Genomic DNA, 22,950 nt, shown 5'->3' on the forward strand with positions numbered 1-22,950 from the left:
CAGACCGCGCCTTTTGGCAAACGCATCACTCGCCCTGGCGGGCCGGTGCGTCCAGTTCGAAAGCCGTGTGCAGAGCGCGCACAGCCAGTTCCAGATACTTCTCTTCGATCACTACGGAGACTTTGATTTCCGAAGTCGAGATCATCTGGATGTTGATGCTTTCCTTGGCCAGGGCCTCGAACATGCGGCTGGCGACGCCTGCGTGAGAACGCATGCCAACGCCGACGATCGACACCTTGGCGATCTTGGTGTCGCCCACGACTTCACGGGCACCCAGCTCGCCAGCGGTTTTTTCCAGCACGGCTTGCGCCGCCTGGTAGTCGTTGCGGTGCACGGTGAAGGTGAAGTCGGTGGTGTTATCGTGCGCGACGTTCTGCACGATCATGTCGACTTCAATGTTCGCGGCACTGATCGGGCCGAGAATCTTGAATGCAACGCCCGGGATATCTGGCACGCCACGGATGGTCAGCTTGGCTTCATCGCGGTTGAAAGCGATACCGGAAATGATCGGCTGTTCCATGGTTTCCTCTTCATCGATAGTAATGAGGGTGCCCGGACCCTCCTTGAAGCTGTGCAGTACGCGCAGCGGAACGTTGTACTTGCCGGCGAACTCGACCGCACGGATCTGCAACACCTTGGAACCGAGGCTGGCCATTTCCAGCATCTCTTCGAAGGTGATCTTGTCCAGGCGCTGAGCCACGGACACCACACGCGGGTCGGTGGTGTAGACACCGTCGACGTCGGTATAGATCTGGCATTCGTCAGCCTTCAGGGCTGCTGCCAGCGCCACGCCGGTGGTGTCGGAACCGCCACGACCGAGGGTGGTGATATTGCCGTGCTCGTCGACGCCCTGGAAACCGGCGACCACTACCACACGACCCGCTTTCAGATCACCGCGAATCTTCTGGTCATCAATCTGCAGGATACGCGCTTTATTGTGAGCGCTATCCGTCAGAATCCGCACCTGGTTGCCGGTGTAGGACACCGCCGGCACGCCACGCTTGATCAGAGCCATGGCCAACAGGGCAATCGTCACCTGTTCACCGGTGGAGACGATCACGTCCAGTTCGCGCGGAACCGGTTGACCGTCGCCACTGATTTGCTTGGCCAGATCGATCAGACGGTTGGTTTCGCCGCTCATTGCAGACAGCACAACCACCAGGTCATCGCCGGCATCGCGGAATTTCTTAACCTTGTCGGCGACCTGCTCGATTCTCTCGACAGTGCCGACCGAGGTGCCTCCAAATTTCTGTACGATCAAAGCCATTTCAAAGCCGCCTCTGCCCATGAAGGGCGCCCAAATAATCACTCAAACAGCATTGCGGCCCGCCACTAGACTGCGAGCCGCAAGTACTGCCTTATAGACCCTGCTCTACAAACGGAACGGTCAGGGCCAGTGCCGCATCCAGTGCGCCGGCGTCGGTACCGCCGCCTTGCGCCATGTCTGGACGACCACCACCCTTCCCGCCCACTGCCGCAGCGGCTTGCTTCATCAAATCACCGGCTTTGAGTTGGCCAGTCAGGTCTTTGGTTACGCCTGCAACCAGAACGACCTTATCCTCATGGACACTGCCGAGCAGGATCACTGCGCGGCCGAGTTTGTTTTTCAGTTGATCGACCAGCGCCAGCAGCGCCTTGCCATCCTGACCGTCCAGACGCACGGCCAGCACTTTCACGTCCTTGACGTCCAGCGCCTGGGCCGACAGATCGTCGCCCGCGGCACTGGCAGCCTTGGCTTGCAACTGCTCGAGTTGCTTTTCCAGCAGACGGTTGCGCTCCAGCACAGCCGACAGCTTGTCGATCAGGTTATCGCGACTGCCCTTGACCAGGCTGGCCGCTTCCTTGAGTTGTTCTTCCGCCGCATTCAAGTAGGCCAGCGCTTGCGCACCGGTGACAGCTTCGATACGACGCACACCCGATGCCACACCGCCTTCGCTGATGATTTTCAGCAGGCCGATGTCGCCGGTACGGTTGGCGTGGATGCCACCGCACAGCTCAACGGAGAAATCGCCCATGCTCAGCACGCGCACGTTGTCGCCGTACTTCTCGCCGAACAGCGCCATGGCGCCTTTCTGCTTGGCGGTTTCGATATCGGTTTCTTCGGTTTCAACTTCGGAGTTCTTGCGAATCTCGGCGTTGACGATGTCTTCCAGCGCTTTGAGCTGTTCAGGCTTGATGGCTTCGAAATGGCTGAAGTCGAAGCGCAGGCGCTGACTGTCGACCAGAGAGCCTTTCTGCTGAACGTGATCGCCCAGCACCTGACGCAATGCGGCGTGCAGCAAGTGAGTCGCCGAGTGGTTCAGCGACGTCGCGTGACGCACTTCGGCATCGACATGAGTCTCGACCGGAGCACCCACAATCAGGCTACCCGAATCCAGCACACCGTGATGCAGGAACGCACCGCCGGTCTTGGTGGTGTCGCGCACGTCGAAACGCGCAGCGCCAGCCTGGAGGAAGCCGCAATCACCGATCTGACCACCGGATTCGGCATAGAACGGCGTCTGGTTCAGAACGACCACGCCCTCTTCGCCTTCATTCAACACGTCGACCGATTGCCCGTCCTTATAGAGAGCAACGATCTTTGCCGAACCGCTGTGAGCGGTGTAACCGGTGAACTCGGTGTCCACATCGACCTTGACCAGGCTGTTGTAGTCCATGCCGAAGGAACTGGCGGAACGGGCACGGACGCGCTGGGCTTCCATCTCACGTTCGAAACCTGCTTCGTCGATGGTCAGGCTGCGCTCGCGAGCGATGTCGCCGGTCAGGTCCATCGGGAAACCGTAGGTGTCGTAGAGCTTGAACACCACGTCGCCCGGCACCACGTCGCCCTTGAGCTCGGCCAGGTCCTGCTCGAGTATCTTCAGGCCCTGCTCCAGGGTCTTGGCGAATTGCTCTTCTTCGGCCTTCAGCACGCGCTCGATGTGCGCCTGCTGGGATTTCAGTTCCGGGAAGGCTTCGCCCATCTCGGCGACCAGGGCCGCGACGATCTGGTAGAAGAAGCTACCCTTGGCGCCCAGCTTGTTACCGTGACGGCAGGCGCGACGGATGATCCGGCGCAGCACGTAGCCGCGGCCTTCGTTGGACGGCAGTACGCCGTCGGCGATCAGGAAACCGCAGGAACGGATGTGGTCAGCCACGACTTTCAGGGAAGCCTGAGCGTCGTTGGTGCAGCCGATGGCCTTGGCCGATGCGTTCAGCAGGCTCTGGAACAGGTCGATTTCATAGTTCGAGTGAACGTGCTGCAGCACCGCACTGATCCGCTCCAGGCCCATGCCGGTGTCGACCGACGGCGCTGGCAGCGGGTGCAACACGCCATCGGCGGTGCGGTTGAACTGCATGAACACGTTGTTCCAGATCTCGATGTAACGGTCGCCGTCTTCTTCCGGCGAGCCCGGTGGGCCACCCCAGATGTCGGCGCCGTGATCGTAGAAAATCTCGGTGCAAGGACCGCACGGGCCGGTATCGCCCATGGTCCAGAAGTTGTCGGAGGCGTATGGCGCGCCCTTGTTGTCGCCGATGCGCACCATACGCTCGGCGGGAACCCCGATTTCCTTGGTCCAGATGTCATACGCCTCGTCATCGCTGGCGTAGACGGTGACCCAGAGCTTTTCCTTCGGCAGGTTCAACCACTTGTCGGAGGTCAGGAAATTCCAGGCGTAGGTGATCGCGTCACGCTTGAAATAATCACCAAAGCTGAAGTTACCCAGCATTTCAAAGAAGGTGTGGTGACGGGCGGTATAACCGACGTTTTCCAGGTCGTTGTGCTTGCCGCCGGCGCGCACGCATTTCTGGCTGCTGACGGCGCGGGTATACGCACGCTTTTCCTGGCCCAGGAAGCAGTCCTTGAACTGGTTCATCCCCGCGTTAGTGAACAGCAGGGTTGGGTCGTTGCCCGGAATCAAAGAGCTGGAGGCTACACGGGTGTGGCCTTGCTCTTCGAAGAAGCGAAGGAAGGCTTCACGGATTTCTGCGCTTTTCATTAGGTTCTTCCACGGAGGCTGCGGCCAAAGGCCTGTTCGAAACGTCAACAGACGAAGCGACGGCAAAGGGCCGCATTATATCGGCCCTGCGCGCGGGGTACAGCGTGTTTATACGATAGAAACGGTCAATTGGAGCGCTAACGCTATCACTTGCGCGAAAAGTCGACGAATGTCGCGACGACTTGCCCGATTTGCGCACGGCTGACGTCCATGTGCGTGACCATGCGCAGACGCGCGGCGGCACTGAGCTTGATCCCGCGCTCGGCGGCAAACGCCTTGAGCGCCTCGGCCTTGTCGCCCATCTGCACGTAAACCATGTTGGTCTGCACCGGTTCGACCTCGAAGCCCGCCGCAAGCAGGCCTTCGGCCAGCAATTGTGCGTTGGCGTGGTCGTCGGCCAGGCGCTCTACGTTGTGATCCAATGCATACAGGCCTGCCGCCGCCAGAATCCCGGCCTGGCGCATGCCGCCACCGACCATTTTACGCAGGCGCCGAGCCTTGCCAATCAACTCGGCCGAGCCGCACAGCACCGAACCGACCGGCGCGCCCAGCCCTTTGGACAGGCACACCGAGACAGAATCGAAATGTTGGGTGATTTCCCGGGCATCCACCCCCAGCTTCACTGCCGCGTTATACAAACGTGCGCCGTCCAGGTGCAACTGCAAGCCATGCTCGCGGGTAAAACTGCGTGCCCGCGCCAGGTATTCCAGCGGCAGGACCTTGCCCTGCATGGTGTTTTCCAGCGCCAGCAACCGGGTGCGGGCGAAGTGGAAGTCATCCGGCTTGATCGCCGCCGCGACGTGGGCCAAGTCCAGCGAACCATCGGCCTGCACTTCCAGCGGTTGCGGCTGGATCGAACCGAGTACCGCTGCACCACCCCCTTCGTACTTATAGGTGTGGGCCTGTTGACCGACGATGTACTCGTCACCGCGCTCGCAATGAGCCATCAACCCCAGCAGGTTGCTCATGGTGCCGGTCGGCACGAACAGCGCCGCGGCAAACCCCAGGCGCCTGGCCAGTTCGGCTTCCAGGTGATTGACCGTCGGGTCTTCGCCATACACGTCATCGCCAGTGGTGGCGTTGGCCATCGCGTCGAGCATGCCGGCGGAAGGTTGAGTGACGGTGTCGCTGCGAAGATCGATAACGCTCATGAATCTGGCCTCGGTAAGCAGGGGAAATCCCTTTCAGGAAAGAATTACTGCGGGCATGGCGACGATTAATCAACCCTTGCGCAGGAAAAGGCCGATTAAACCAACGGGAAAGTCGATGACAATCATCCAAAAGGGGCCATGCGCGTACCGCAAATATGTGATAAAAACGCTGCGCCGCCAAACATTCCGGCGGCAAAAACGTTCTCAGGGCGGGGTGCAACTCCCCACCGGCGGTAATTGCGCGCAATGCGCATAGCCCGCGAGCGCTTGGTGACAGCACGGCTTCGGCGGTGCCTGGCAACAAGGTCAGCAGACCCGGTGTGATCCCGGGGCCGACGGTCATAGTCCGGATGAAGAGAGAACGGGATTGCCAGCAAAGGGCCGTCCGCCGGCATTCGTGCGAGCGTGCGTACCCTTGAATCCCCTTCGATTCATAACGCCCTGTTTTTCACACAAACAGGAGTCAGAACATGCAACCCACCGCAATCGACAGCAAAAGCAAACACCACCACGGCGAGCGCGTTGCGTTCATCCAGGCCTGCTGGCACAAGGATATTGTCGACCAGAGCCGTAAAGGCTTCGTCGCCGAAATGATTGCCCAGGGTTATCAGGAGTCCGACATCGATTTCTTCGAAGTCGGCGGTGCCTTTGAAATGCCCCTGCACGCCAAGCTGCTGGCCAAGACCGGTCGTTATGCCGGCATCGTCGCCGCGGCCCTAGTGGTGGACGGCGGGATCTACCGTCACGAGTTCGTCGCCCAGTCGGTCGTCAGCGGCCTGATGCAGGTTCAGCTGGAAACCGAAGTGCCGGTGTTCTCGGTGTCCCTGACCCCGCACCACTTCCATGCCGGCGAAGAGCACCAGAAGTTCTTCTTCGAGCATTTCGTGCATAAAGGCCAGGAAGCGGCGAAGACGTGTGCGGATACGTTGTCGAAAATCCGTGCGCTGCGCCGCACTGAACCGCGTGCCGTAGCCGTCTAAACACCGCCTCTCCCTGTAGGAGCGAGCTTGCTCGCGATGGTCGTCAACGATAACGCGGGAAGCCTGGCACCCCGCGGCGTTTTCAGATTCATCGCGAGCAAGCTCGCTCCTACAGAAGAGGTTAAATGCCGTAATCAGACCAGGTTTTCGTCGGTGGTCGGCACGATCAGGATGCCGGCACGCAGGCCATTCTTCACCTTGGGGTTCGGGAAAATGATCCGGGCGCCCTCTTCCTCGATGATCCAGCGGGTATTGGCGATGTCTTCCGCCAACAGATAACCCACATCCAGTTCGGAAAAATTCTCGATGTCCGCCGGCAGGTTCAAGCGGAAGCTGTCGCTGTGCTTGATGATTTCCCGTGCCACGCTGTACAGCTGCAAACCGTCCAGTGCCGCTTCCGTCAGTTCCGGCTCGGCACCTTCGATGATCTGCTTGAGGCGTTCCTCCAGCAGCGAGACATTGACCCCAGCGTTTTGTCCGAACGGCCGTGCCTTGCCGAGCTCCAGGGTGAAAGCCTCTGCACCGAGCTTGTCGTAGGTGTAGGCGCTGAACACGATGGACGGCTTGTTCTGCAGCAACACCGCTTCCATGCCGGCGGCGCGCAAGCGAGCCAGTTCCAGGCGCGAATGCTGGCGCCCTTCCTTCCAGGGGTACAACGCGAACTGCTCGACTTTCGAGCCACGGATCGCGGTATGCAGGTCGTAGTGCAGACGCTGGCGATCCGGCACGCTGAAGAAACTCGCGGCCAGGCGCTCCAGTTCACAGGCGCGCAGGGCTTCGGAACCGCTGCTTTGTTCGTGACGGCCATTGAATAGCCGATTGACGTCCTGTTCGATGAAACGCTCGCCTTTGCGAATGGCTTCGGGGTTGCCGAACAGGAACAGAATACGTGCGCGCGGCTTCAAGTCGCCGCGGGCGATGTCATGCAACAGGCGATCGAGCAACTCGATCGGCGCTGTTTCGTTGCCGTGGATCCCCGCTGACAGCAGCAGGTCCAGGCCATTGTCACGCGCTTCGGGCGGCCGGACTTCCAGCGCACCTTCGCTCAACCAGCGCATGCGCACGCCTTCGACAGTCAGTTGAGTCTTCTCCGCCGGTTCACGACCGGCGAGGGTCAGTTCAAGCAGTTTGCCGAGGGCGAGCATAGAGCGGTTTCCTTAATGATCGTGGTTGCAATCCGGGCCGTGAACGTGTTCCTCGTCGGTGAGGTCGGCAGGTTCCATCTCCAGTTGCAGACTTACCAGATTAGTCGCCAATGGGCGCAGCAACAGGTTTGCGTATTCGGCATCGCCTTCTTCGACGTCCACGCCGATCAGCAGTTGGCCGCGGCCATCGTGCTGGATCCACAGCTCTTTGCCTTGCCACATGACCGCAACGCGGGTGCAGGAAGTTTCCAGTTGCGTGCCGTCAGTGTCTTCAAGGATCAGCTGCAGTTTGTCGCTCATGTAATTACGCTCTCGTTTGAGATGAAGCGACGCGCCGCCATGCGGGGCAGCGCGCCGTCGATCAATTGATCTGGAATGGATAAACCGCGCCCAGTTTAAGGATTTGCGTCAGTTCATCCAGTGCCGTCCGGCACTCAAGCAGCAATTGCGGGTCCGCCAGATCGTTTTCGGTCATGCGGTCGCGGTAATGCTTCTCGACCCATTCGGTCAGAGTGCCGTACAACGGTGCCGTCATGATAACCCCTGGATTGACGGCCGCCAGTTCGGTTTCGTTGAGTGCGACACGCAACCGCAGGCAAGCCGGGCCACCGCCGTTCTGCATGCTCTGCTTGAGATCGAAGACTTTCACTTCGCGGATCAGGCCGCCGGAGCTGGTCAACCCCTGCAAGTACTGCCAGACACGCTCGTTGCCACGGCATTCTTCCGGCACGATCAACAGCATGGAACCGTCAGGACGTGACAGCAGCTGGCTATTGAACAGGTAGGAACGAACCGCGTCCTCCACGCTTACCGCGGAACGCGGTACGCAGACAGACTGAAATTTCCCACCGACCTTGGCGAGTTTGCTCTGCAATTCGGCCAGCATCTGCTCGGTCTCGAGGAAAGCGTCCTCGTGATAGAACAGCACTTCCCCGTTGCCGACGGCGATCACGTCGTTGTGGAACACACCCTGATCGATCACCGACGGGTTCTGCTGCGCGTAGACCACGCCGTCATCGCTCAAGCCATGCAAACGGGCAACGGCCTGTGACGCTTCGAGGGTCTGGCGCGCCGGGTACTTCTGCGGAGCCGGGTAGCGCGTATCGAACGCGCTGCGGCCGAACACGAAGAACTCAACGCCGGCTTCGCCGTACTCACGGCAGAAACGCGTGTGGTTGGCCGCGCCTTCGTCGCCGAACTGCGCCACGGCCGGCAAGGCGGCGTGGTGGGCGAAGTGTTTCTGGTCAGCGAACATCGCCCCCAGCACGCGGCTGGTAGTCGGGTGTTCGATGCTGCGGTGATATTTGCAGTTGAGGTTGGCGGCGGTGAAATGCACCCGGCCATCAGCCGTGTCAGCGCTCGGGCTGACGGTGGCGGCATTGGCCACCCACATGCTCGAGGCCGAGCAACTGGCCACCAGCAGCGGCATCGCGTCTTTGGCAGCGCGTTCGATCACTTCAGCGTCGGTGCCGCCGAAGCCCAGGCGACGCAGTGCGGCCACATCCGGGCGCTCTTGCGGTGCCAGTACGCCCTGCTGGAACCCCATTTCCATCAGCGCTTTCATTTTTGCCAGGCCTTGCAGCGCCGCTTCCTTGGGGTTGGAGGACTGCTGGCTGTTGCTCTGGGACGCGACGTTGCCGTAGGACAGGCCGCCGTAGTTATGGGTCGGCCCCACTAGACCGTCAAAATTGACTTCATAGGATTTCATCAGCGAGGCTCCACGAGAATCTGTTGTTATAGGCTTCAGGTAACAATTGAGTAAGACCGGGTCGCGGCCTTCGCGAGCAAGCCCGCTCCCACAGGTTCAGCAGTGTTCACACATTTTGTGTTCGACGCAGTCCTTGTGGGAGCGGGCTTGCTCGCGAACGGGCGCTACGCCATTTTCACGCCAGGCGTGAGGGCCGCTGGCAAGACCAGGCTCGGCGTTTCCAGCGAGGCCACCGGGTACGCGCAGTAATCTGCCGCGTAATAGGCACTGGCGCGATGGTTGCCCGAGGCGCCGACGCCGCCGAATGGCGCACTGCTTGCCGCACCGGTCAGTTGTTTGTTCCAGTTGACGATACCGGCGCGGCTTTCCAGCCAGAACTGCTGGTAGCGTGCTTCGGAGTCCGACAGCAGACCGGCGGCCAGACCGTAGGCGGTGTCGTTGGCTTCAGCGATCGCCCCTTCAAAATCAGCGTAGCGGATCACTTGCAGCAACGGGCCGAACAGCTCTTCGTCAGGACGATCGGCGACGGCGGTCACGTCCAGAATACCCGGGGTCAGCAGGGCCGACCGGGCCTGTGGCTGGGTCATTTCCAGCAGTGCCACGGCACCATTGGCCAGCAGATGTTCCTGGGCATCCATCAGTGCTTTCGCTGCACCGAGAGACACCACCGAGCCCATGAACGGCGCCGGTTGCTGATCGAAGGCACCGACTTCAATAGTCGCGCTGACCGCCACCAGGCGCGCCAGCAGCGAGTCGCCCCAGGCGCCCTGCGGTACCAGCAAGCGGCGGGCACAGGTGCAGCGCTGGCCGGCGGAGATGAACGCCGACTGAATAATGGTGTACACCGCGGCATCGAGGTCGGCGACCTGATCGACCACCAGAGGGTTGTTACCGCCCATTTCTAGCGCGAGGATCTTGTCCGGACGACCGGCAAACTGCTGGTGCAGGTGATTGCCGGTACGGCTGGAACCGGTGAAGAACAGACCGTCGATGCCCGGGTTCGCCGCCAGGGCGATGCCGGTTTCGCGAGCGCCTTGCAGCAGATTCAATACGCCGGCCGGCAGACCGGCTTCGATCCAGCACTTGACCGTCAGTTCGGCCACTTTCGGCGTCAGCTCGCTCGGCTTGAACAGCACGCTGTTACCCGCCAGCAATGCCGGCACGATGTGGCCGTTCGGCAGGTGACCCGGGAAGTTGTAAGGACCAAACACCGCCACCACACCGTGGGGTTTGTGGCGCAGCACGGCGGTGGCGTCGCCCAGCGGGCCGCTCTTCTCGCCGGTACGCTCGCGGTAGCTCTGCACCGAAATGGCGATCTTGTTGACCATGCTGGTCACTTCGGTCGCCGCTTCCCACAAAGGCTTGCCGGTTTCTTCACCGATGGTGCGGGCCAATTCGTCAGCATGATTCTTCAGCGCAGCGGCAAAGGCTTCCAGCACCGAGATACGTTCTTCCAGTGTGCGCCGCGCCCAGCCCGGGAACGCCTGACGCGCAGCCTGCACAGCCGACTCGACCTGAGCGGCGGTAGCACCGACGCCGGACCACAGCACCTGCTGGCTCACCGGGTTCAGCGACTCGAAGGCTTCGCCCTGACCGGCCAGCCATTCACCTGCGATGTAAAGCGACTTCATTATTTCGACTCCCGAGCTGCGGACAACGCCACGGCGCGCACTTGATCGCCAGCGTTGAGTTGAAGACGTTTGGCGGTCAGCGGGTCGACCACCAGGGTGCCGGCGGCCAGACGTGCCGGAGCGGCAGTGATGCGGCAGTCTTCGCGCTTGCGGTTGTGAATGATGAACGGCGTGGCGTCGTCACCCGGGGTGCCAACGGCCAGCACCAGCGCCTGGCTGTCGCGCACGGCGCGGATCTTGCCGGTTTCGCATTCAATGGCCGGGCCGGCGTCGAAAATGTCGACGTAGCCCTGGTAGCTGAAACCTTCGCTCTTGAGCATGGCCAGCGCCGGCTCGGTGTCCGGGTGAACCTGGCCGATGACGTTACGCGCATCCGGCGACAGGAAGCAGGTGTACAGCGGGAATTTCGGCATCAGCTCGGCGATGAACGCCTTGTTGCCCACGCCGGTCAGGTAGTCGGCCTGGCTGAATTCCATCTTGAAGAAGTGTCGGCCCAGGCTTTCCCAGAACGGCGAACGCCCGGCTTCGTCGGAAACACCGCGCATTTCGGCGATGATCTTGTTGCCGAACAGCTGCGGGAACTCGGCGATGAACAGCATCCGCGCCTTGGACAGCATGCGCCCGTTGAGGCCGCTGCGGTAATCGGCGTGCAGGAACAGCGAGCACAGCTCGGAGTTGCCGGTCAGGTCGTTGGCCAGGAACAGCGTCGGGATTTCACGATAGATGTTCAGCTCTTGCGAAGCGCTGACCGTCAGACCGACCCGGAAGTTGTACCAGGGCTCACGCAGGCCGACGGCGCCGGCGATGGCGGAAATGCCCACCACACGAGCGTTGTCGTCTTCGAGGACGAACAGGTAGTCCGCATCGCCCCGCCCGGCTTCGCCGCGAAAGGTCTTCTCGGCCCAGCCGACCCGATGGGCCAGCCGCTCTTCGTTGGCCGGCAAGGTAGTCAGGCCGGTGCCGGTGCTGCGGGCCAGGTCGATCAGAGCGGGTAAATCGCTGCTGCGTACGGGACGAACGATCATGCTATCTCCTCAAACGGGCCGCTTGCGCCACCCGTGAAACTTCGCTGCTTTCTAGGCAAAACTCTCTGGCGATCAGAGCAGGCGTCAAACCGCTACCAGGCGCACGCTGGCACCTTCACCGACGCCCAGGGCTTCGGCCGCTTCCAGGTCCAGGGTCACCGGTTTACCCGGCGCGTAGTCAAGCTCGAGCATGACGGCGCGGTAGTCCTGCAACTGGGCATTGGCGACCAGATACTGGCGACCGACACCTTTGACCGGCTCGCCGATCTTCACCGGCACCACACGGCTCTGGGCGATCGAACGGATCCCCGAGACACGCGCATGCAGGGTCGGGCCGCCATCGAAGATGTCGATGTAGTGATCGGTCTCGAAGCCTTCGCGCATCAGGATGTCGAAGGTGATCTGCGCCCGCGGGTGCACCTGGCCCATCGCTTCTTGCGCGGAGTCCGGCAGCAGGGGCACGTAGATCGGGTAATGCGGCATCAGTTCGGCGAGGAACGTACGGCTCTTCAGGCCGCACAGACGCTCGGCTTCAGCGTAGTTGAGGTCGAAAAAGTTGCGGCCGATGGCGTCCCAGAATGGCGAGTCGCCGTTTTCATCGCTGTAACCGACGATCTCGGTCACCACGGAATCGGCAAAACGCTCCGGATGGCTGGCCACGAACAGCAGGCGGCCACGGGAGTTGAGCTCCGACCACGGCGAACCCACCAGATCGCGCTGCACGTAGAAACTGGTCAGCAAGCTGTTGCCGGTCAGGTCATGGCACTGCGAGAGCACGTGGATCTTGTTGTGAATCTTCAGCTCGCGGGAAGCGTGCACGAACGTTTCGTTGCGGAAGCTGTAGAACGGCTCGGAGTAACCGGCCGACGCCACGATGGCCGAGCAACCGACCAGTTTGCCGGTGGCAGTGTCTTCGAGGACGAAGAAATAGCTTTCCTCTCCGTTGAAGCTCACTTCGGCGGCAAACGAGGCCTCGCTTGCCGCGATCTTGTCGCTCAGGCGCTCAACGTCATCCGGCAAGGAAGTGACACCAATCGGACTGTCCGCAGCCAGACGCTGTACCTCGCCCAGATCAGCCATTTGCGCGGGGCGCATCACCAGCATGGTGTCACTCCTTTTTCTAAAACTCTTTGAGGAAAAATAACCGGGTAGTCATTGAAAACACTCGGACTGATGTGGGAGCGGGCTTGCTCGCGAAGGCGGTGCGTCAGACAGCAACGATGTTGACTGATACACCGCCTTCGCGAGCAAGCCCGCTCCCACATTGTGTTCCGGGCCCGGCATAAAAATTCGGTTCGACGCCTGAAGGGTCAGGCGTCGAAGGGTCTATCAGGCTTGCGTCAGTTTTGCCGCGGCGCGTTCGAAGCGGTCCAGGCCTTCGTCGATGTCCGCGTCTTCAACCACCAGGCTCGGCGCGAAGCGCACTACGTCCGGGCCGGCTTGCAGCACCATCAGGCCTTCTTTTTCAGCGGCGTTGAAGATGTCCTTGGCCTTGCCTTTCCAGGCATCGCTCAAGACACAACCGATCAACAGGCCCATTCCACGGACCTTGGTGAACAGGCCGTATTTTTCGCCGATCTGCTCAAGACGCACCTTGAACTTGTCGTGCTTGGCGCTCACGCCAGCCAGCACTTCAGGGGTGTTGATCACGTCGATTACAGCTTCCGCGACAGCGCACGCCAACGGGTTGCCGCCGTAGGTGGTGCCGTGGGTGCCAACGACCAGGTGCTTGGCCAGGTCTTCGGTGGTCAGCATGGCTGCGATCGGGAAACCGCCGCCCAGGCTCTTGGCGCTGGTCAGGATGTCCGGGATCACGCCGTAATGCTGGTAGGCAAACAGATGGCCAGTACGGCCCATACCGGTCTGCACTTCGTCGAAGATCAGCAGTGCGTTGTGCGCGGTGCACAGCTCGCGGGCACCTTGCAGGTATTCGAGTTCGGCCGGGATGACACCGCTTTCGCCCTGGATCGGCTCCAGTACGACAGCGCAGGTCTTGTCGGAAATGGCGGCTTTCAGGGCAGCCAGATCGTTGTACGGCACGTGGCTGATGCCAGTGATTTTCGGACCGAAACCGTCGGAGTACTTCGACTGGCCACCGACGTTCACGGTGAACAGGGTACGGCCGTGAAAGCTGTTGAGCGCGGCGATGATTTCGTACTTCTCGCTGCCGAAACGATCGTGACCGACGCGACGGGCCAGCTTGAAGGCGGCCTCGTTGGCTTCAGCGCCGGAGTTGCAGAAGAAGGCACGCTCGGCAAAGGTGGCATCGACCAGCTTGTGGGCCAGGCGCAAGGCCGGCTCGTTGGTGAACACGTTGGACACGTGCCACAGCTTGTTCGCCTGCTCGGTCAAGGCACCGACCAGCGCCGGATGCGCGTGGCCCAATACGTTAACGGCAATCCCGCCGGCGAAGTCGATCAGCTCGCGACCGGACTGGTCCCAAACGCGGGAACCGGCGCCACGCACTGGAATGAAAGCGGCAGGCGCGTAGTTGGGAACCATTACCTGGTCGAAATCGGCGCGTTCTACCGCAGCGTGATCAACGGACATCGGAGTCTCCTGAAGAGGAACACCCGCCTGAAACTGGCGAGCGATGGGGGGATTGTAAGGACAGTTTTCAGCCCGGCCTTGCCGCCAAGCGACAACTTCTTATAGCGCAAACCCCGGATTTTCCCGGGTTTACGGCAATGCGACATATAGGGTCGCAAAGGCGCAGTTTAACTGGCTGACAAGGTTAACGGCAGGGTTGCCAGGATTAGATTTGCCGAACCGGCTCGCGCTCTGACCCTGCGCCACAGCTTTATCATCGCGCACGGATTTGCCCGGGCATTGTTCAGCGCCCAAGGATTGGCACGATGCCAATGTATATAGATAGAAGTTGACTAAACCCTCGAGCAGGTCATGGATGCTAAACCCATGACCCTTGTCAGCCGAGGGTTAACCGCGCTCCGGCGGCACCGACGACAATTCGAACGGGCTGCTGCTGCGCCGCTGGTTGCGATCTTCCCGCGGCGTGGCACCGAAGAAATTGCGATAGGCGCTGGAGAAATGCGGCCCCGAGGAGAAGCCACAGGACAGGCCGATCTGGATGATCGACTTGCTGGTTTGCATCAACATCTGCCGGGCCTTGTTCAGGCGCAGCTCCAGGTAGTACTGGCTCGGCACACGGTTGAGGTATTGCTTGAAGATCCGCTCCAGTTGCCGACGGGACACGCACACGTGCTGGGCGATTTCGTCGGTGGTCAGCGGCTCTTCGATGTTGGCTTCCATCAGCAGCACGGCTTGCGTGAGCTTCGGATGGCTGGAACCGAGGCGGTTCTGCAACGGAATGCGCTGGCGCTCGCCGCCCTCGCGGATGCGCTCGACTACCAGTTCTTCCGACACCGCACCGGCCAGTTCCGCACCGTGATCACGGGCCAGCACCGCCAGTAGCAAATCGAGCACCGACATGCCGCCGCACGCGGTCAGACGATCGCGATCCCAGTCGAACAGGTGACTGGTGGCAATGACTTTCGGGAAACGCTCGGCGAAATCGTCCTGCCAGCGCCAGTGCACGGCCGCACGATAACCGTCGAGCAAACCAAGCTGCGCCAACGGATACACACCGGCCGACAGACCACCGATCACGCAACCGGAACGCACCAGTTGCTTGAGCGCACTGCTGAGTGCCGGCGCCAATGCGGTCGGGGGTTCGTCGGCGAGCAGGAACAGCTTCTGCAAGTTCTCCAGCTTGCCGGCCCACGGTTCACCCGGCAATTGCCAGGCACCTTCGGTTGGCAGTTCGGCCTGCAGGAACGACAGTTCGTAGACAACGTCCGGATGCACACGCTGGGCAACACGCAAGGCCTCCTCAGCCAGCGCAAGCGTCAGTGCTTTAGTGCTGGGCCAAATCAGGAAACCAATTCGATGGGCAGTCATGGGCGAGCGATCCGAAGCGAAGAACAGTGATGAAGGCATGGGCCAATGCTAGCCCGTAAATGTACACAAATCGCAAAACCGGCAAAGATCAAATGTGGGAGCGGGCTTGCTCGCGAAGGCGGTGTGTCAGCCAACATTAGTTGTGACTGACACTACGCTTTCGCGAGCAAGCCCGCTCCCACAGGGGATCGGGGCCAGCCTTTGGACTGCGAAGCATGCACTATCGCGGTGCACAACGGCAGTTCTGATTACTTCAGGCTACCCGAGAGGAATTGCTGCAGACGCTCGGATTGCGGGTTCACCAGCACTTCACGCGGGTTGCCGCTTTCTTCGACCACACCTTTGTGCAGGAACACCAACTGGTTCGACACTTCACGGGCGAAGCCCATTTCGTGGGTCACCACCACCATGGTCCGGCCTTCCTGGGCCAGGGCCTGCATGACTTTCAACACGTCGCCAACCAGCTCCGGGTCCAGCGCCGAGGTCGGTTCATCGAACAGCATCACTTCCGGCTCCATCGCCAGCGCACGGGCAATCGCCACGCGCTGCTGCTCGCCGCCGGACATGTGGCCTGGGTAAGCATCCTTGCGATGCGCCACGCCCACCTTGTTCAGGTAGTGTTCGGCTTTCTCGCGAGCTTCAGCCTTGGACACGCCCAGCACGTGCACCGGCGCTTCCATGATGTTTTCCAGCGCGGTCATGTGCGACCACAGGTTGAAGTGCTGGAACACCATCGACAGGCGCGAACGCATGCGTTGCAGCTGTTTCGGGTCGGCAGCCTTCAGTGCGCCGTCCTTGTTCGCCACCAGCTTCAACTCTTCGTTGTTGAGCAGGATCTTGCCCGCGTGCGGCTGCTCCAGCAGGTTGATGCAACGCAGGAAGGTACTTTTGCCGGAGCCACTGGAGCCGATGATGCTGATCACATCGCCGGCTGCCGCTTTCAGGGACACGCCCTTGAGCACTTCGTGACTGCCATAGCGTTTATGCAGGTCTTGGACTTCAAGTTTGTACATGCGGTCGGTTCTCACAAAAACAGTCAGTCAGTCGTTGAGCAAGCGCCCGTGACGCAGCGCTTCGCGCCCCGCCACCTTGGCCAGCCAGAAACCGGGTTGGGCATAACGCAGCCGTTCAATGGCAAACAGCACCCCGGACGTACCAGCACACACCGTGCTGACCCGATCCGCCAACGGATCGATCACTTCAAAAATTTCGTCGCCTGCTTCAACCCACTCACCGGGTTTGCGCAGGAAACTCACCACACCAGGGTGTGGTGCCAACAACAACTCGGTGCCTTCGAACGGCATGCCTTCGCAAGGATCTTGCGCAGGCTTCGGCCATTCACCGCCGATCAGGCCTTGCTCGGCGAGGAACGCCAGAATGCCTTCGGCGTGGGCGCAGGCTTCAGTGCGACCGGTGTCGGCCTGCCCGCCTAATTCAATGGTAGTCGCCAGACTGGCCAGCGGAATCTTTGCTTCCGGGAACAGACGCGACAGACGCAACCACGGCAACGAACACGCTTCGTCGAACGAACTGCCGCCGGAATCCTCCGCCAGCAATCCGACCCGCACATTCAGGTGCGCGGCCAGCGAACGCCACTGCGGCCAGTGCTGCGGCAAGGCATACATGTGCAGCGCCGCTTCGGCATCGCAATGCAGATCCAGCACGACATCGGCGGTGCAGGCGTGGCTGAGCAGCACACGCTGCATGCCTTGCAACTGGCTGCTCGCCTCAGGCAACGCGGCCAGATGATCGGCCATCGCCTGACGGATCAGGCGAATGTTGGCGTGCGGATCATCACCGAGGCTCTCTGCCAACGCAGCCGCAACCGGCGCGCTCAACTCGACGAAATCGCGGTTGAAATTCTTGCCGCTGCCCGCTTCGAAACGCCCCTGGTGATTGCCCTGAAGCAGTTGACCGAGGCCCAGCGGATTGGCCACCGGCACCAGTTCGATCACACCGTTGAGCAAGCCCTGGGCTTCGAGTTCGGCCAGACGCTTTTTCAGCTCGAACGCTGTGCGCATGCCCGGCAATTCATCGGCATGGAGGCTGGCCTGGATGTAGGCCTTGCGCTCGCCGCTACCGAAGCGGAACACCGAAATTTGGCGTTCGCTGCCCAGATGGCTCCACGGCAAAGCATGATCGATGCGTTCCATATCAGTGCTTCCGCGGGGCCAGGTAGCCCAGCCAACGGCGCTCGGCCATCTTGAACAGCTTCACCAGGATGAAGGTCAGGCACAGGTAGAACACGCCGGCGGTGATGTACGCCTCGAACGGCAGGTAGAACTGGGCGTTGACCGTGCGCGCGGCACCGGTGATATCGATCAGGGTCACGATGGACGCCAGACTGGTGGTCTGCAGCATCATGATCACTTCGTTGCTGTACTGCGGCAGCGCGCGGCGCAGGGCCGACGGCAACAGAATGCGCTTGTACATCTTGACCCGCGACATGCCCATGGCCTTGGCCGCTTCGATCTCACCGTTCGGCGTGGCCCGCAGGCTGCCGGCGATGATTTCGGCGGTGTAGGCACTGGTGTTGATCGCGAACGCCAGGCACGCACAGAAGGTTGCGCTGGACAGCCACGGCCAGAAGAAGCTTTCACGCACCGCCTCGAACTGCGCCAGACCGTAGTAGATCAAGAACAGCTGCACCAGCATCGGTGTGCCGCGGATCACGTAGGTGTAGAGCCAAGCCGACATGTTGACGACCGGGTTCTTCGAGACGCGCATCAGGCCCAGCGGCAATGCGCACAGCAGGCCGAAGAACAGCGACAGCGCGAGCAGTTTGAGGGTGGTCACCAGGCCGCCGAGGTACAGCGGCAAGGCCTCCCAAATGACGTTGTAGTCGAAGATCATAGCTCAGCCGCCCTTACGCCTACCGAGTAGCGCTTCTCAAGGTGACGCAATGCCAGCAACGAGACACTGGTGATCACCAGGTACAACGCCGCCACTGCGAGGAAGAAGGTGAAAGGCTCGCGGGTGGCATCGGCCGCCTGCTTGGCCTTGAACATCATGTCTTGCAGCCCCACCACCGAAATCAGCGCGGTAGCCTTGGTCAATACCAGCCAGTTGTTGGTGAAACCCGGAATCGCCAGGCGAATCATCTGTGGCACCAACACCCGGAAGAACACCTGGAAACTGCTCATGCCGTAGGCCATGCCGGCTTCGGCCTGCCCCTTGGGGATCGCCATGAAGGCGCCACGGAAGGTTTCCGACAGGTACGCACCGAAGATGAAGCCCAGGGTGCCGATACCGGCCGCCAACGGGTTCAGGTCGATGTACTCGTCATAGCCAAGCATCGGCGCGACACGGTTGAGCAGGTCCTGGCCGCCGTAGAAAATCAGCAGGATCAGCACCAGGTCGGGAATACCGCGGATCACCGTGGAATACAGGTCGCCCAGCCAGGCCAGCCAGCGCACTGGCGAAAGACGCAGTGCCACGCCGATCAGACCCAGGACAATGGCCAGAGCCATGGACGACAAGGCGAGCTGAAGCGTCAGCCAAACGCCATCGAGGATGACAGCCCCGTAGCCTTTCAACATGATTCAGGTCCTCGAAAGTTGGGATGAAAAAATGGCGCAAACCTCAGAGATCCTGTTGCTTGCGCCATTTCGGACTTGTCGCTGGGACGTATTACTTGCCGTAGATATCGAAGGCGAAGTACTTGTCCTGGATTTGCTTGTATTTGCCGTTCTCGCGAATCGACGCGATGGCGGCGTTGAGCTTGTCCAGCTCAGCCTTGTCGCCCTTGCGAACCGCGATACCTACGCCGTCGCCGAAGTATTTGACGTCGGTGAACGCAGGGCCGACGAACGCGAAGCCTTTACCGGCGTCGGTTTTCAGGAAACCGTCATCCAGCAGCGTAGCGTCTGCCACGGTGCCGTCGAGGCGGCCGGCGGCCACGTCGAGGTAAATTTCGTTCTGCGAACCGTATGGCTTGATCTCGGCACCCAGCGGTGCCAGGACTTCGCGGGCGAAACGCTCGTGGATCGAACCACGTTGCACGCCGATGTTCTTGCCCTTGAGCTCGGTCAGGCCTTCGCTGACCTGAGTGCCGGCCTTCATGACCAGGCGAGCCGGGGTGTTGTAGTACTTGTTGGTGAAGTCCACGGACTTCTTGCGATCTTCAGTGATCGACATGGACGACAGGATCGCGTCGATCTTGCGCACTTTCAGCGCCGGGATCAGGCCGTCGAACTCTTGCTCGACCCACACGCACTTGACCTTCATCTCTTCGCACAGGGCGTTGCCGATGTCGTAGTCGAAACCCACGATGCTGCCGTCCGGCGCTTTCGACGCGAACGGAGGGTAAGCCGCTTCAATACCGATTTTCAGAGGCTTTTCATCGGCGAAGGTTGGCAGGGACAGCACGGACAGTGCCAGGGCGCCAAGCAGCACGAGTTTCTTCATCTTGGGACTCCATCGGTAAAGGGCTAAAACGGCAGAGTGAGCGACAGCCCAATATGCGAATGAGTGGAACCGGAAAGCGTTGCTGCGTCCTGGGAAGCGGGTGTTGAAATTCAACACGGGCAACGACGAGCGAGTGATCGGCATTCTAACGACAGGCCCGAAGCCGATATTTCTTCAATGCGACAACTAATTACAGAAGCACTGAGAATGCCGCTTTGGCACGTTGACAGCCCTGCAAAATCATGCGAAGGCAAAAGACATTGAACCGATCTATATTGCAAATTGCGGGCCTATTATTGGCAAACCCTTCTAATCCGGCAAGCACAGCGTAGGGTCTTATTTTTCATCGGCACTTTTGAGGCCCCGATACCGGGCCTGGCGTTTCCCAATGCCCCGTACTGGCGCGATGCGGTTACACATTCAGTAACCTGAAAGATCGTGGGTAACAGTAGGAAAAAGCCGACAGAGGAACCCGATAATTATTGGTAGATGTTGCAGTAGCGCCTGCCAAACCGCCTTCGCGAGCAAGCCCGCTCCCACACTTGACCGTGTTCTGGCAAACGACTCGGTCAAATGTGGGAGCGGGCTTGCTCGCGAAGAGGCCAGACCAAACAACAAAAAACCCCACCAGACTCGCATCTGGTGGGGTTTCGATGACGCCAAACGCTACTTACGCAACATTCATCGTCTTGTGCGTATCAATCAAATGCTGCACCACACCCGGATCCGCCAGGGTCGAAATATCCCCCAACCCCTCATACTCAGCCGTGGCAATCTTGCGCAGAATCCGGCGCATGATCTTGCCCGAGCGGGTCTTCGGCAGCCCCGGCGCCCACTGGATCACATCCGGTGAAGCAATCGGACCGATCTCTTTACGCACCCAGTTTTTCAGCTCCAGGCGCAGTTGCTCGCTCGGCTCTTCGCCATTTTTCAGGGTGACATACACATAAATGCCCTGCCCCTTGATGTCGTGCGGCACACCGACCACCGCGGCTTCGGCGACTTTCGGGTGAGCGACCATCGCGCTTTCGATCTCGGCGGTGCCCATGCGGTGGCCGGACACGTTAAGTACGTCGTCCACGCGACCGGTGATCCAGTAGTAACCATCGGCATCGCGACGGGCGCCGTCACCGGTGAAGTACATGCCGCGGAACGTCTTGAAGTAAGTGTCGACGAAGCGGTCATGGTCGCCGTACAGCGTACGCGCCTGGCCTGGCCACGAATCGAGAATCACCAGGTTGCCCTCGGCCTCGCCCTCGACGATGTTGCCCAGGTTGTCCACCAGCGCCGGCACCACGCCGAAGAACGGACGCGCCGCAGAGCCAGGCTTGAGGGCGTGAGCACCCGGCAGCGGGCTCATCATGTTGCCGCCGGTTTCGGTCTGCCACCAGGTATCGACGATCGGGCAACGGGATTGGCCGACGTTCTTGTAGTACCAGTCCCAGGCTTCCGGGTTGATCGGCTCGCCGACCGAACCCAACAGGCGCAGGCTGCTGCCGTCAGCGCCTTCGACAGCCGCCGTGCCAGAGGCCATCATGGCGCGGATCGCGGTCGGTGCGGTGTAGAGGATGTTGACCTTGTGCTTGTCGACGATCTTCGCCACCCGGGTGATGTCCGGGTAGTTCGGCACGCCTTCGAACAGCAGCGTGGTCGCACCGTTGGCCAGCGGGCCGTAGACGATATAACTGTGGCCGGTGACCCAACCGACGTCGGCGGTGCACCAGTAGATTTCACCCGGACGATAGTCGAACACGCGCTCGTGGGTCATGGCCGCGTACAGCAAGTAGCCGCCGGTGGTGTGCTGCACGCCCTTCGGCTTGCCGGTGGAGCCGGAGGTGTAAAGGATGAACAGCGCTTCCTCGGCGCCCATCTCTTTCGGCGCGCAAACGGTGCCGGCCACTTTCATCAGGTCCTCGAACCAGATGTCGCGATGCTGGTTCCACTTGATGTCGCCACCGGTGCGCTTGCACACGATGACTTTCTGGATGCTGCTGGTTTCCGGGTTGGTCAGCGCGTCGTCGACGTTGGCCTTGAGCGGGATTTTCTTGCCGGCACGAATGCCTTCGTCGGCCGTGATCACCACTTTCGAGCGGCAGTCGATGATGCGACCGGCCAGGGCTTCCGGCGAGAACCCGCCGAACACCACCGAGTGAATCGCGCCGATCCGGGTACAGGCCAGCATGGCGACCACGGCTTCGGGGATCATCGGCATATAGATAGTCACCACGTCGCCGCGGTGCACGTCCTGGCCACGCAGGGCGTTGGCGAACTTGCAGACTTGCTCGTGCAGTTCACGGTAAGTGATGTTGCGGCTTTCGGCAGGGTCATCGCCCTCCCAGATGATCGCGACCTGATCGCCGCGCTCGGCCAGGTGACGGTCCAGGCAGTTGTAGGAAACGTTCAGGGTGCCGTCGGCGAACCATTTGATGTCGACATGGTGATCGTCGAAGGAAGTCTGCTTCACCGTGGTGAAAGGCTTGATCCAGTCGAGGCGCTTGGCTTGCTCGCGCCAGAAGCCGTCCGGGTTGACGACCGACTGCTGGTACATGGCCTTGTAGGTCGCCTCGTCGGTCAGCGTATTGGCCAGAACCTCGGGACGAACGGGATACAGGGAAGCCGCACTCATCTTTCTTACCTCGGTGGAATAGTTGTTTTTGTATGACCCTGTTGTAGCCCGGGCCGGGCCTATAGAACCATTCGACGATGGTAGTAACAAGCCCCTACAAAATGTCGTGAATAGCTCTACTCCGCCCACAGCTCCCTGTAGGAGCGAGCCCTGCTCGCGATGGTCGTCAACGATAACGCGCCCAGCCTGACACCCCGCGGAGCCCTCAGGTTCATCGCGAGCAAGCCCGCTCCTACAAAAGAGAAGAGGTTATTCGGGGATTGTTACAGGATCTGTCAAAGGTGTTTATCAAAACCACGTCTATATGAACGTATCCGCCCCCCCTAAAATCTGCCACGCCAACCCGGCAACCTGAGTTAACCAAGTTACAGCCCCCACG

General features: G+C 60.7%; 18 protein-coding genes and 1 riboswitch. Of the genes, 1 reads left to right on the plus strand and 17 read right to left on the minus strand.

The genetic code is table 11. The annotated features are described in order from the left end of the window. Nucleotides 1-25: 25 nt before the first annotated feature. From AC06G5_RS23460 to ltaE, 3 genes are all read right to left on the minus strand, one after another. Nucleotides 26-1,267, minus strand: a complete 1,242-nt coding sequence (locus AC06G5_RS23460; RefSeq protein WP_057399075.1) for an aspartate kinase — start codon at nucleotides 1,265-1,267, stop codon at nucleotides 26-28. Nucleotides 1,268-1,358: 91 nt separating this feature from the next. After that, nucleotides 1,359-3,980, minus strand: a complete 2,622-nt coding sequence (gene alaS, locus AC06G5_RS23465; protein WP_085717169.1) for an alanine--tRNA ligase — start codon at nucleotides 3,978-3,980, stop codon at nucleotides 1,359-1,361. A 146-nt stretch (nucleotides 3,981-4,126) separates the two neighbouring features. After that, nucleotides 4,127-5,131, minus strand: coding sequence for a low-specificity L-threonine aldolase (gene ltaE, locus AC06G5_RS23470; protein WP_480458413.1), 1,005 nt, complete (start codon nucleotides 5,129-5,131; stop codon nucleotides 4,127-4,129). A gap of 196 nt (nucleotides 5,132-5,327) precedes the next feature. Next, nucleotides 5,328-5,498, plus strand: a riboswitch (FMN riboswitch). Between the two features lie 103 nt (nucleotides 5,499-5,601). Here ltaE and AC06G5_RS23475 point away from each other — a divergent pair. Beyond that, the gene (locus AC06G5_RS23475; RefSeq protein WP_413428477.1) at nucleotides 5,602-6,111 is read left to right on the plus strand and encodes a 6,7-dimethyl-8-ribityllumazine synthase; all 510 of its coding nucleotides are present in this window, start codon (nucleotides 5,602-5,604) and stop codon (nucleotides 6,109-6,111) included. Nucleotides 6,112-6,245: 134 nt separating this feature from the next. On the opposite strand, the gene astE is transcribed toward AC06G5_RS23475, so the two are convergent. The 14 genes from astE to acs form a co-directional block, all read right to left on the minus strand. Then, complete coding sequence (gene astE, locus AC06G5_RS23480; RefSeq protein ID WP_413428476.1) at nucleotides 6,246-7,256, minus strand: succinylglutamate desuccinylase; 1,011 nt, start codon at nucleotides 7,254-7,256, stop codon at nucleotides 6,246-6,248. 12 nt (nucleotides 7,257-7,268) lie between these two features. Then, nucleotides 7,269-7,556 carry a hypothetical protein gene (locus tag AC06G5_RS23485; RefSeq protein WP_057399070.1) on the minus strand — a complete coding sequence of 96 codons (288 nt, stop codon included), beginning with the start codon at nucleotides 7,554-7,556 and terminating at the stop codon, nucleotides 7,269-7,271. A gap of 61 nt (nucleotides 7,557-7,617) precedes the next feature. Continuing rightward, a complete protein-coding gene (gene astB / locus AC06G5_RS23490) occupies nucleotides 7,618-8,964 on the minus strand; it encodes an N-succinylarginine dihydrolase (RefSeq protein WP_413428475.1) in 1,347 nt (448 codons plus the stop codon). A gap of 164 nt (nucleotides 8,965-9,128) precedes the next feature. Then, entirely contained in the window at nucleotides 9,129-10,598 is a 1,470-nt protein-coding gene (gene astD, locus AC06G5_RS23495; protein ID WP_480459921.1) for a succinylglutamate-semialdehyde dehydrogenase, read from the minus strand. Then, nucleotides 10,595-11,620 carry an arginine N-succinyltransferase gene (gene astA, locus AC06G5_RS23500; RefSeq protein ID WP_008004226.1) on the minus strand — a complete coding sequence of 342 codons (1,026 nt, stop codon included), beginning with the start codon at nucleotides 11,618-11,620 and terminating at the stop codon, nucleotides 10,595-10,597. The genes astD and astA overlap by 4 nt, the downstream gene beginning before the upstream one ends. A gap of 84 nt (nucleotides 11,621-11,704) precedes the next feature. Then, the gene (aruF, locus tag AC06G5_RS23505) at nucleotides 11,705-12,724 is read right to left on the minus strand and encodes an arginine/ornithine succinyltransferase subunit alpha (protein WP_008022780.1); all 1,020 of its coding nucleotides are present in this window, start codon (nucleotides 12,722-12,724) and stop codon (nucleotides 11,705-11,707) included. A gap of 225 nt (nucleotides 12,725-12,949) precedes the next feature. After that, the gene (locus tag AC06G5_RS23510) at nucleotides 12,950-14,170 is read right to left on the minus strand and encodes an aspartate aminotransferase family protein (RefSeq protein WP_480458415.1); all 1,221 of its coding nucleotides are present in this window, start codon (nucleotides 14,168-14,170) and stop codon (nucleotides 12,950-12,952) included. Between the two features lie 387 nt (nucleotides 14,171-14,557). Continuing rightward, a complete protein-coding gene (gene argR / locus AC06G5_RS23515) occupies nucleotides 14,558-15,538 on the minus strand; it encodes a transcriptional regulator ArgR (RefSeq protein ID WP_413428735.1) in 981 nt (326 codons plus the stop codon). A gap of 248 nt (nucleotides 15,539-15,786) precedes the next feature. Beyond that, complete coding sequence (locus AC06G5_RS23520; RefSeq protein WP_007971015.1) at nucleotides 15,787-16,551, minus strand: ABC transporter ATP-binding protein; 765 nt, start codon at nucleotides 16,549-16,551, stop codon at nucleotides 15,787-15,789. A gap of 27 nt (nucleotides 16,552-16,578) precedes the next feature. Continuing rightward, the gene (locus AC06G5_RS23525) at nucleotides 16,579-17,691 is read right to left on the minus strand and encodes a M14 family metallopeptidase (RefSeq protein ID WP_480458418.1); all 1,113 of its coding nucleotides are present in this window, start codon (nucleotides 17,689-17,691) and stop codon (nucleotides 16,579-16,581) included. A gap of 1 nt (nucleotide 17,692) precedes the next feature. Beyond that, nucleotides 17,693-18,391, minus strand: a complete 699-nt coding sequence (locus AC06G5_RS23530; protein WP_413704126.1) for an ABC transporter permease — start codon at nucleotides 18,389-18,391, stop codon at nucleotides 17,693-17,695. Then, nucleotides 18,388-19,077, minus strand: a complete 690-nt coding sequence (locus AC06G5_RS23535) for an ABC transporter permease (RefSeq protein WP_008022791.1) — start codon at nucleotides 19,075-19,077, stop codon at nucleotides 18,388-18,390. Before AC06G5_RS23535 ends, AC06G5_RS23530 begins: the two co-directional genes overlap by 4 nt. A 91-nt stretch (nucleotides 19,078-19,168) precedes the next feature. After that, entirely contained in the window at nucleotides 19,169-19,945 is a 777-nt protein-coding gene (locus AC06G5_RS23540; protein ID WP_008022793.1) for an ABC transporter substrate-binding protein, read from the minus strand. A 670-nt stretch (nucleotides 19,946-20,615) separates the two neighbouring features. Further along, the gene (gene acs / locus AC06G5_RS23545; protein ID WP_111279962.1) at nucleotides 20,616-22,571 is read right to left on the minus strand and encodes an acetate--CoA ligase; all 1,956 of its coding nucleotides are present in this window, start codon (nucleotides 22,569-22,571) and stop codon (nucleotides 20,616-20,618) included. Nucleotides 22,572-22,950: the final 379 nt, after the last annotated feature.

It is taken from the genome of Pseudomonas sp. WT-JTC (genome assembly GCF_056711565.1).

Excerpts from the sequence above, each read along its gene's own strand:
- astB (WP_413428475.1), bottom strand. The coding sequence starts at position 8,964 with ATGAAATCCTATGAAGTCAATTTTGACGGTCTAGTGGGGCCGACCCAT.
- astE (WP_413428476.1), bottom strand. The coding sequence starts at position 7,256 with ATGCTCGCCCTCGGCAAACTGCTTGAACTGACCCTCGCCGGTCGTGAA.
- argR (WP_413428735.1), bottom strand. The coding sequence starts at position 15,538 with ATGACTGCCCATCGAATTGGTTTCCTGATTTGGCCCAGCACTAAAGCA.
- AC06G5_RS23525 (WP_480458418.1), bottom strand. The coding sequence starts at position 17,691 with ATGGAACGCATCGATCATGCTTTGCCGTGGAGCCATCTGGGCAGCGAA.
- AC06G5_RS23460 (WP_057399075.1), bottom strand. The coding sequence starts at position 1,267 with ATGGCTTTGATCGTACAGAAATTTGGAGGCACCTCGGTCGGCACTGTC.
- astA (WP_008004226.1), bottom strand. The coding sequence starts at position 11,620 with ATGATCGTTCGTCCCGTACGCAGCAGCGATTTACCCGCTCTGATCGAC.
- aruF (WP_008022780.1), bottom strand. The coding sequence starts at position 12,724 with ATGCTGGTGATGCGCCCCGCGCAAATGGCTGATCTGGGCGAGGTACAG.
- acs (WP_111279962.1), bottom strand. The coding sequence starts at position 22,571 with ATGAGTGCGGCTTCCCTGTATCCCGTTCGTCCCGAGGTTCTGGCCAAT.
- AC06G5_RS23535 (WP_008022791.1), bottom strand. The coding sequence starts at position 19,077 with ATGTTGAAAGGCTACGGGGCTGTCATCCTCGATGGCGTTTGGCTGACG.
- AC06G5_RS23485 (WP_057399070.1), bottom strand. The coding sequence starts at position 7,556 with ATGAGCGACAAACTGCAGCTGATCCTTGAAGACACTGACGGCACGCAA.
- ltaE (WP_480458413.1), bottom strand. The coding sequence starts at position 5,131 with ATGAGCGTTATCGATCTTCGCAGCGACACCGTCACTCAACCTTCCGCC.
- AC06G5_RS23475 (WP_413428477.1), top strand. The coding sequence starts at position 5,602 with ATGCAACCCACCGCAATCGACAGCAAAAGCAAACACCACCACGGCGAG.
- AC06G5_RS23530 (WP_413704126.1), bottom strand. The coding sequence starts at position 18,391 with ATGATCTTCGACTACAACGTCATTTGGGAGGCCTTGCCGCTGTACCTC.
- AC06G5_RS23540 (WP_008022793.1), bottom strand. The coding sequence starts at position 19,945 with ATGAAGAAACTCGTGCTGCTTGGCGCCCTGGCACTGTCCGTGCTGTCC.
- AC06G5_RS23520 (WP_007971015.1), bottom strand. The coding sequence starts at position 16,551 with ATGTACAAACTTGAAGTCCAAGACCTGCATAAACGCTATGGCAGTCAC.
- alaS (WP_085717169.1), bottom strand. The coding sequence starts at position 3,980 with ATGAAAAGCGCAGAAATCCGTGAAGCCTTCCTTCGCTTCTTCGAAGAG.
- AC06G5_RS23510 (WP_480458415.1), bottom strand. The coding sequence starts at position 14,170 with ATGTCCGTTGATCACGCTGCGGTAGAACGCGCCGATTTCGACCAGGTA.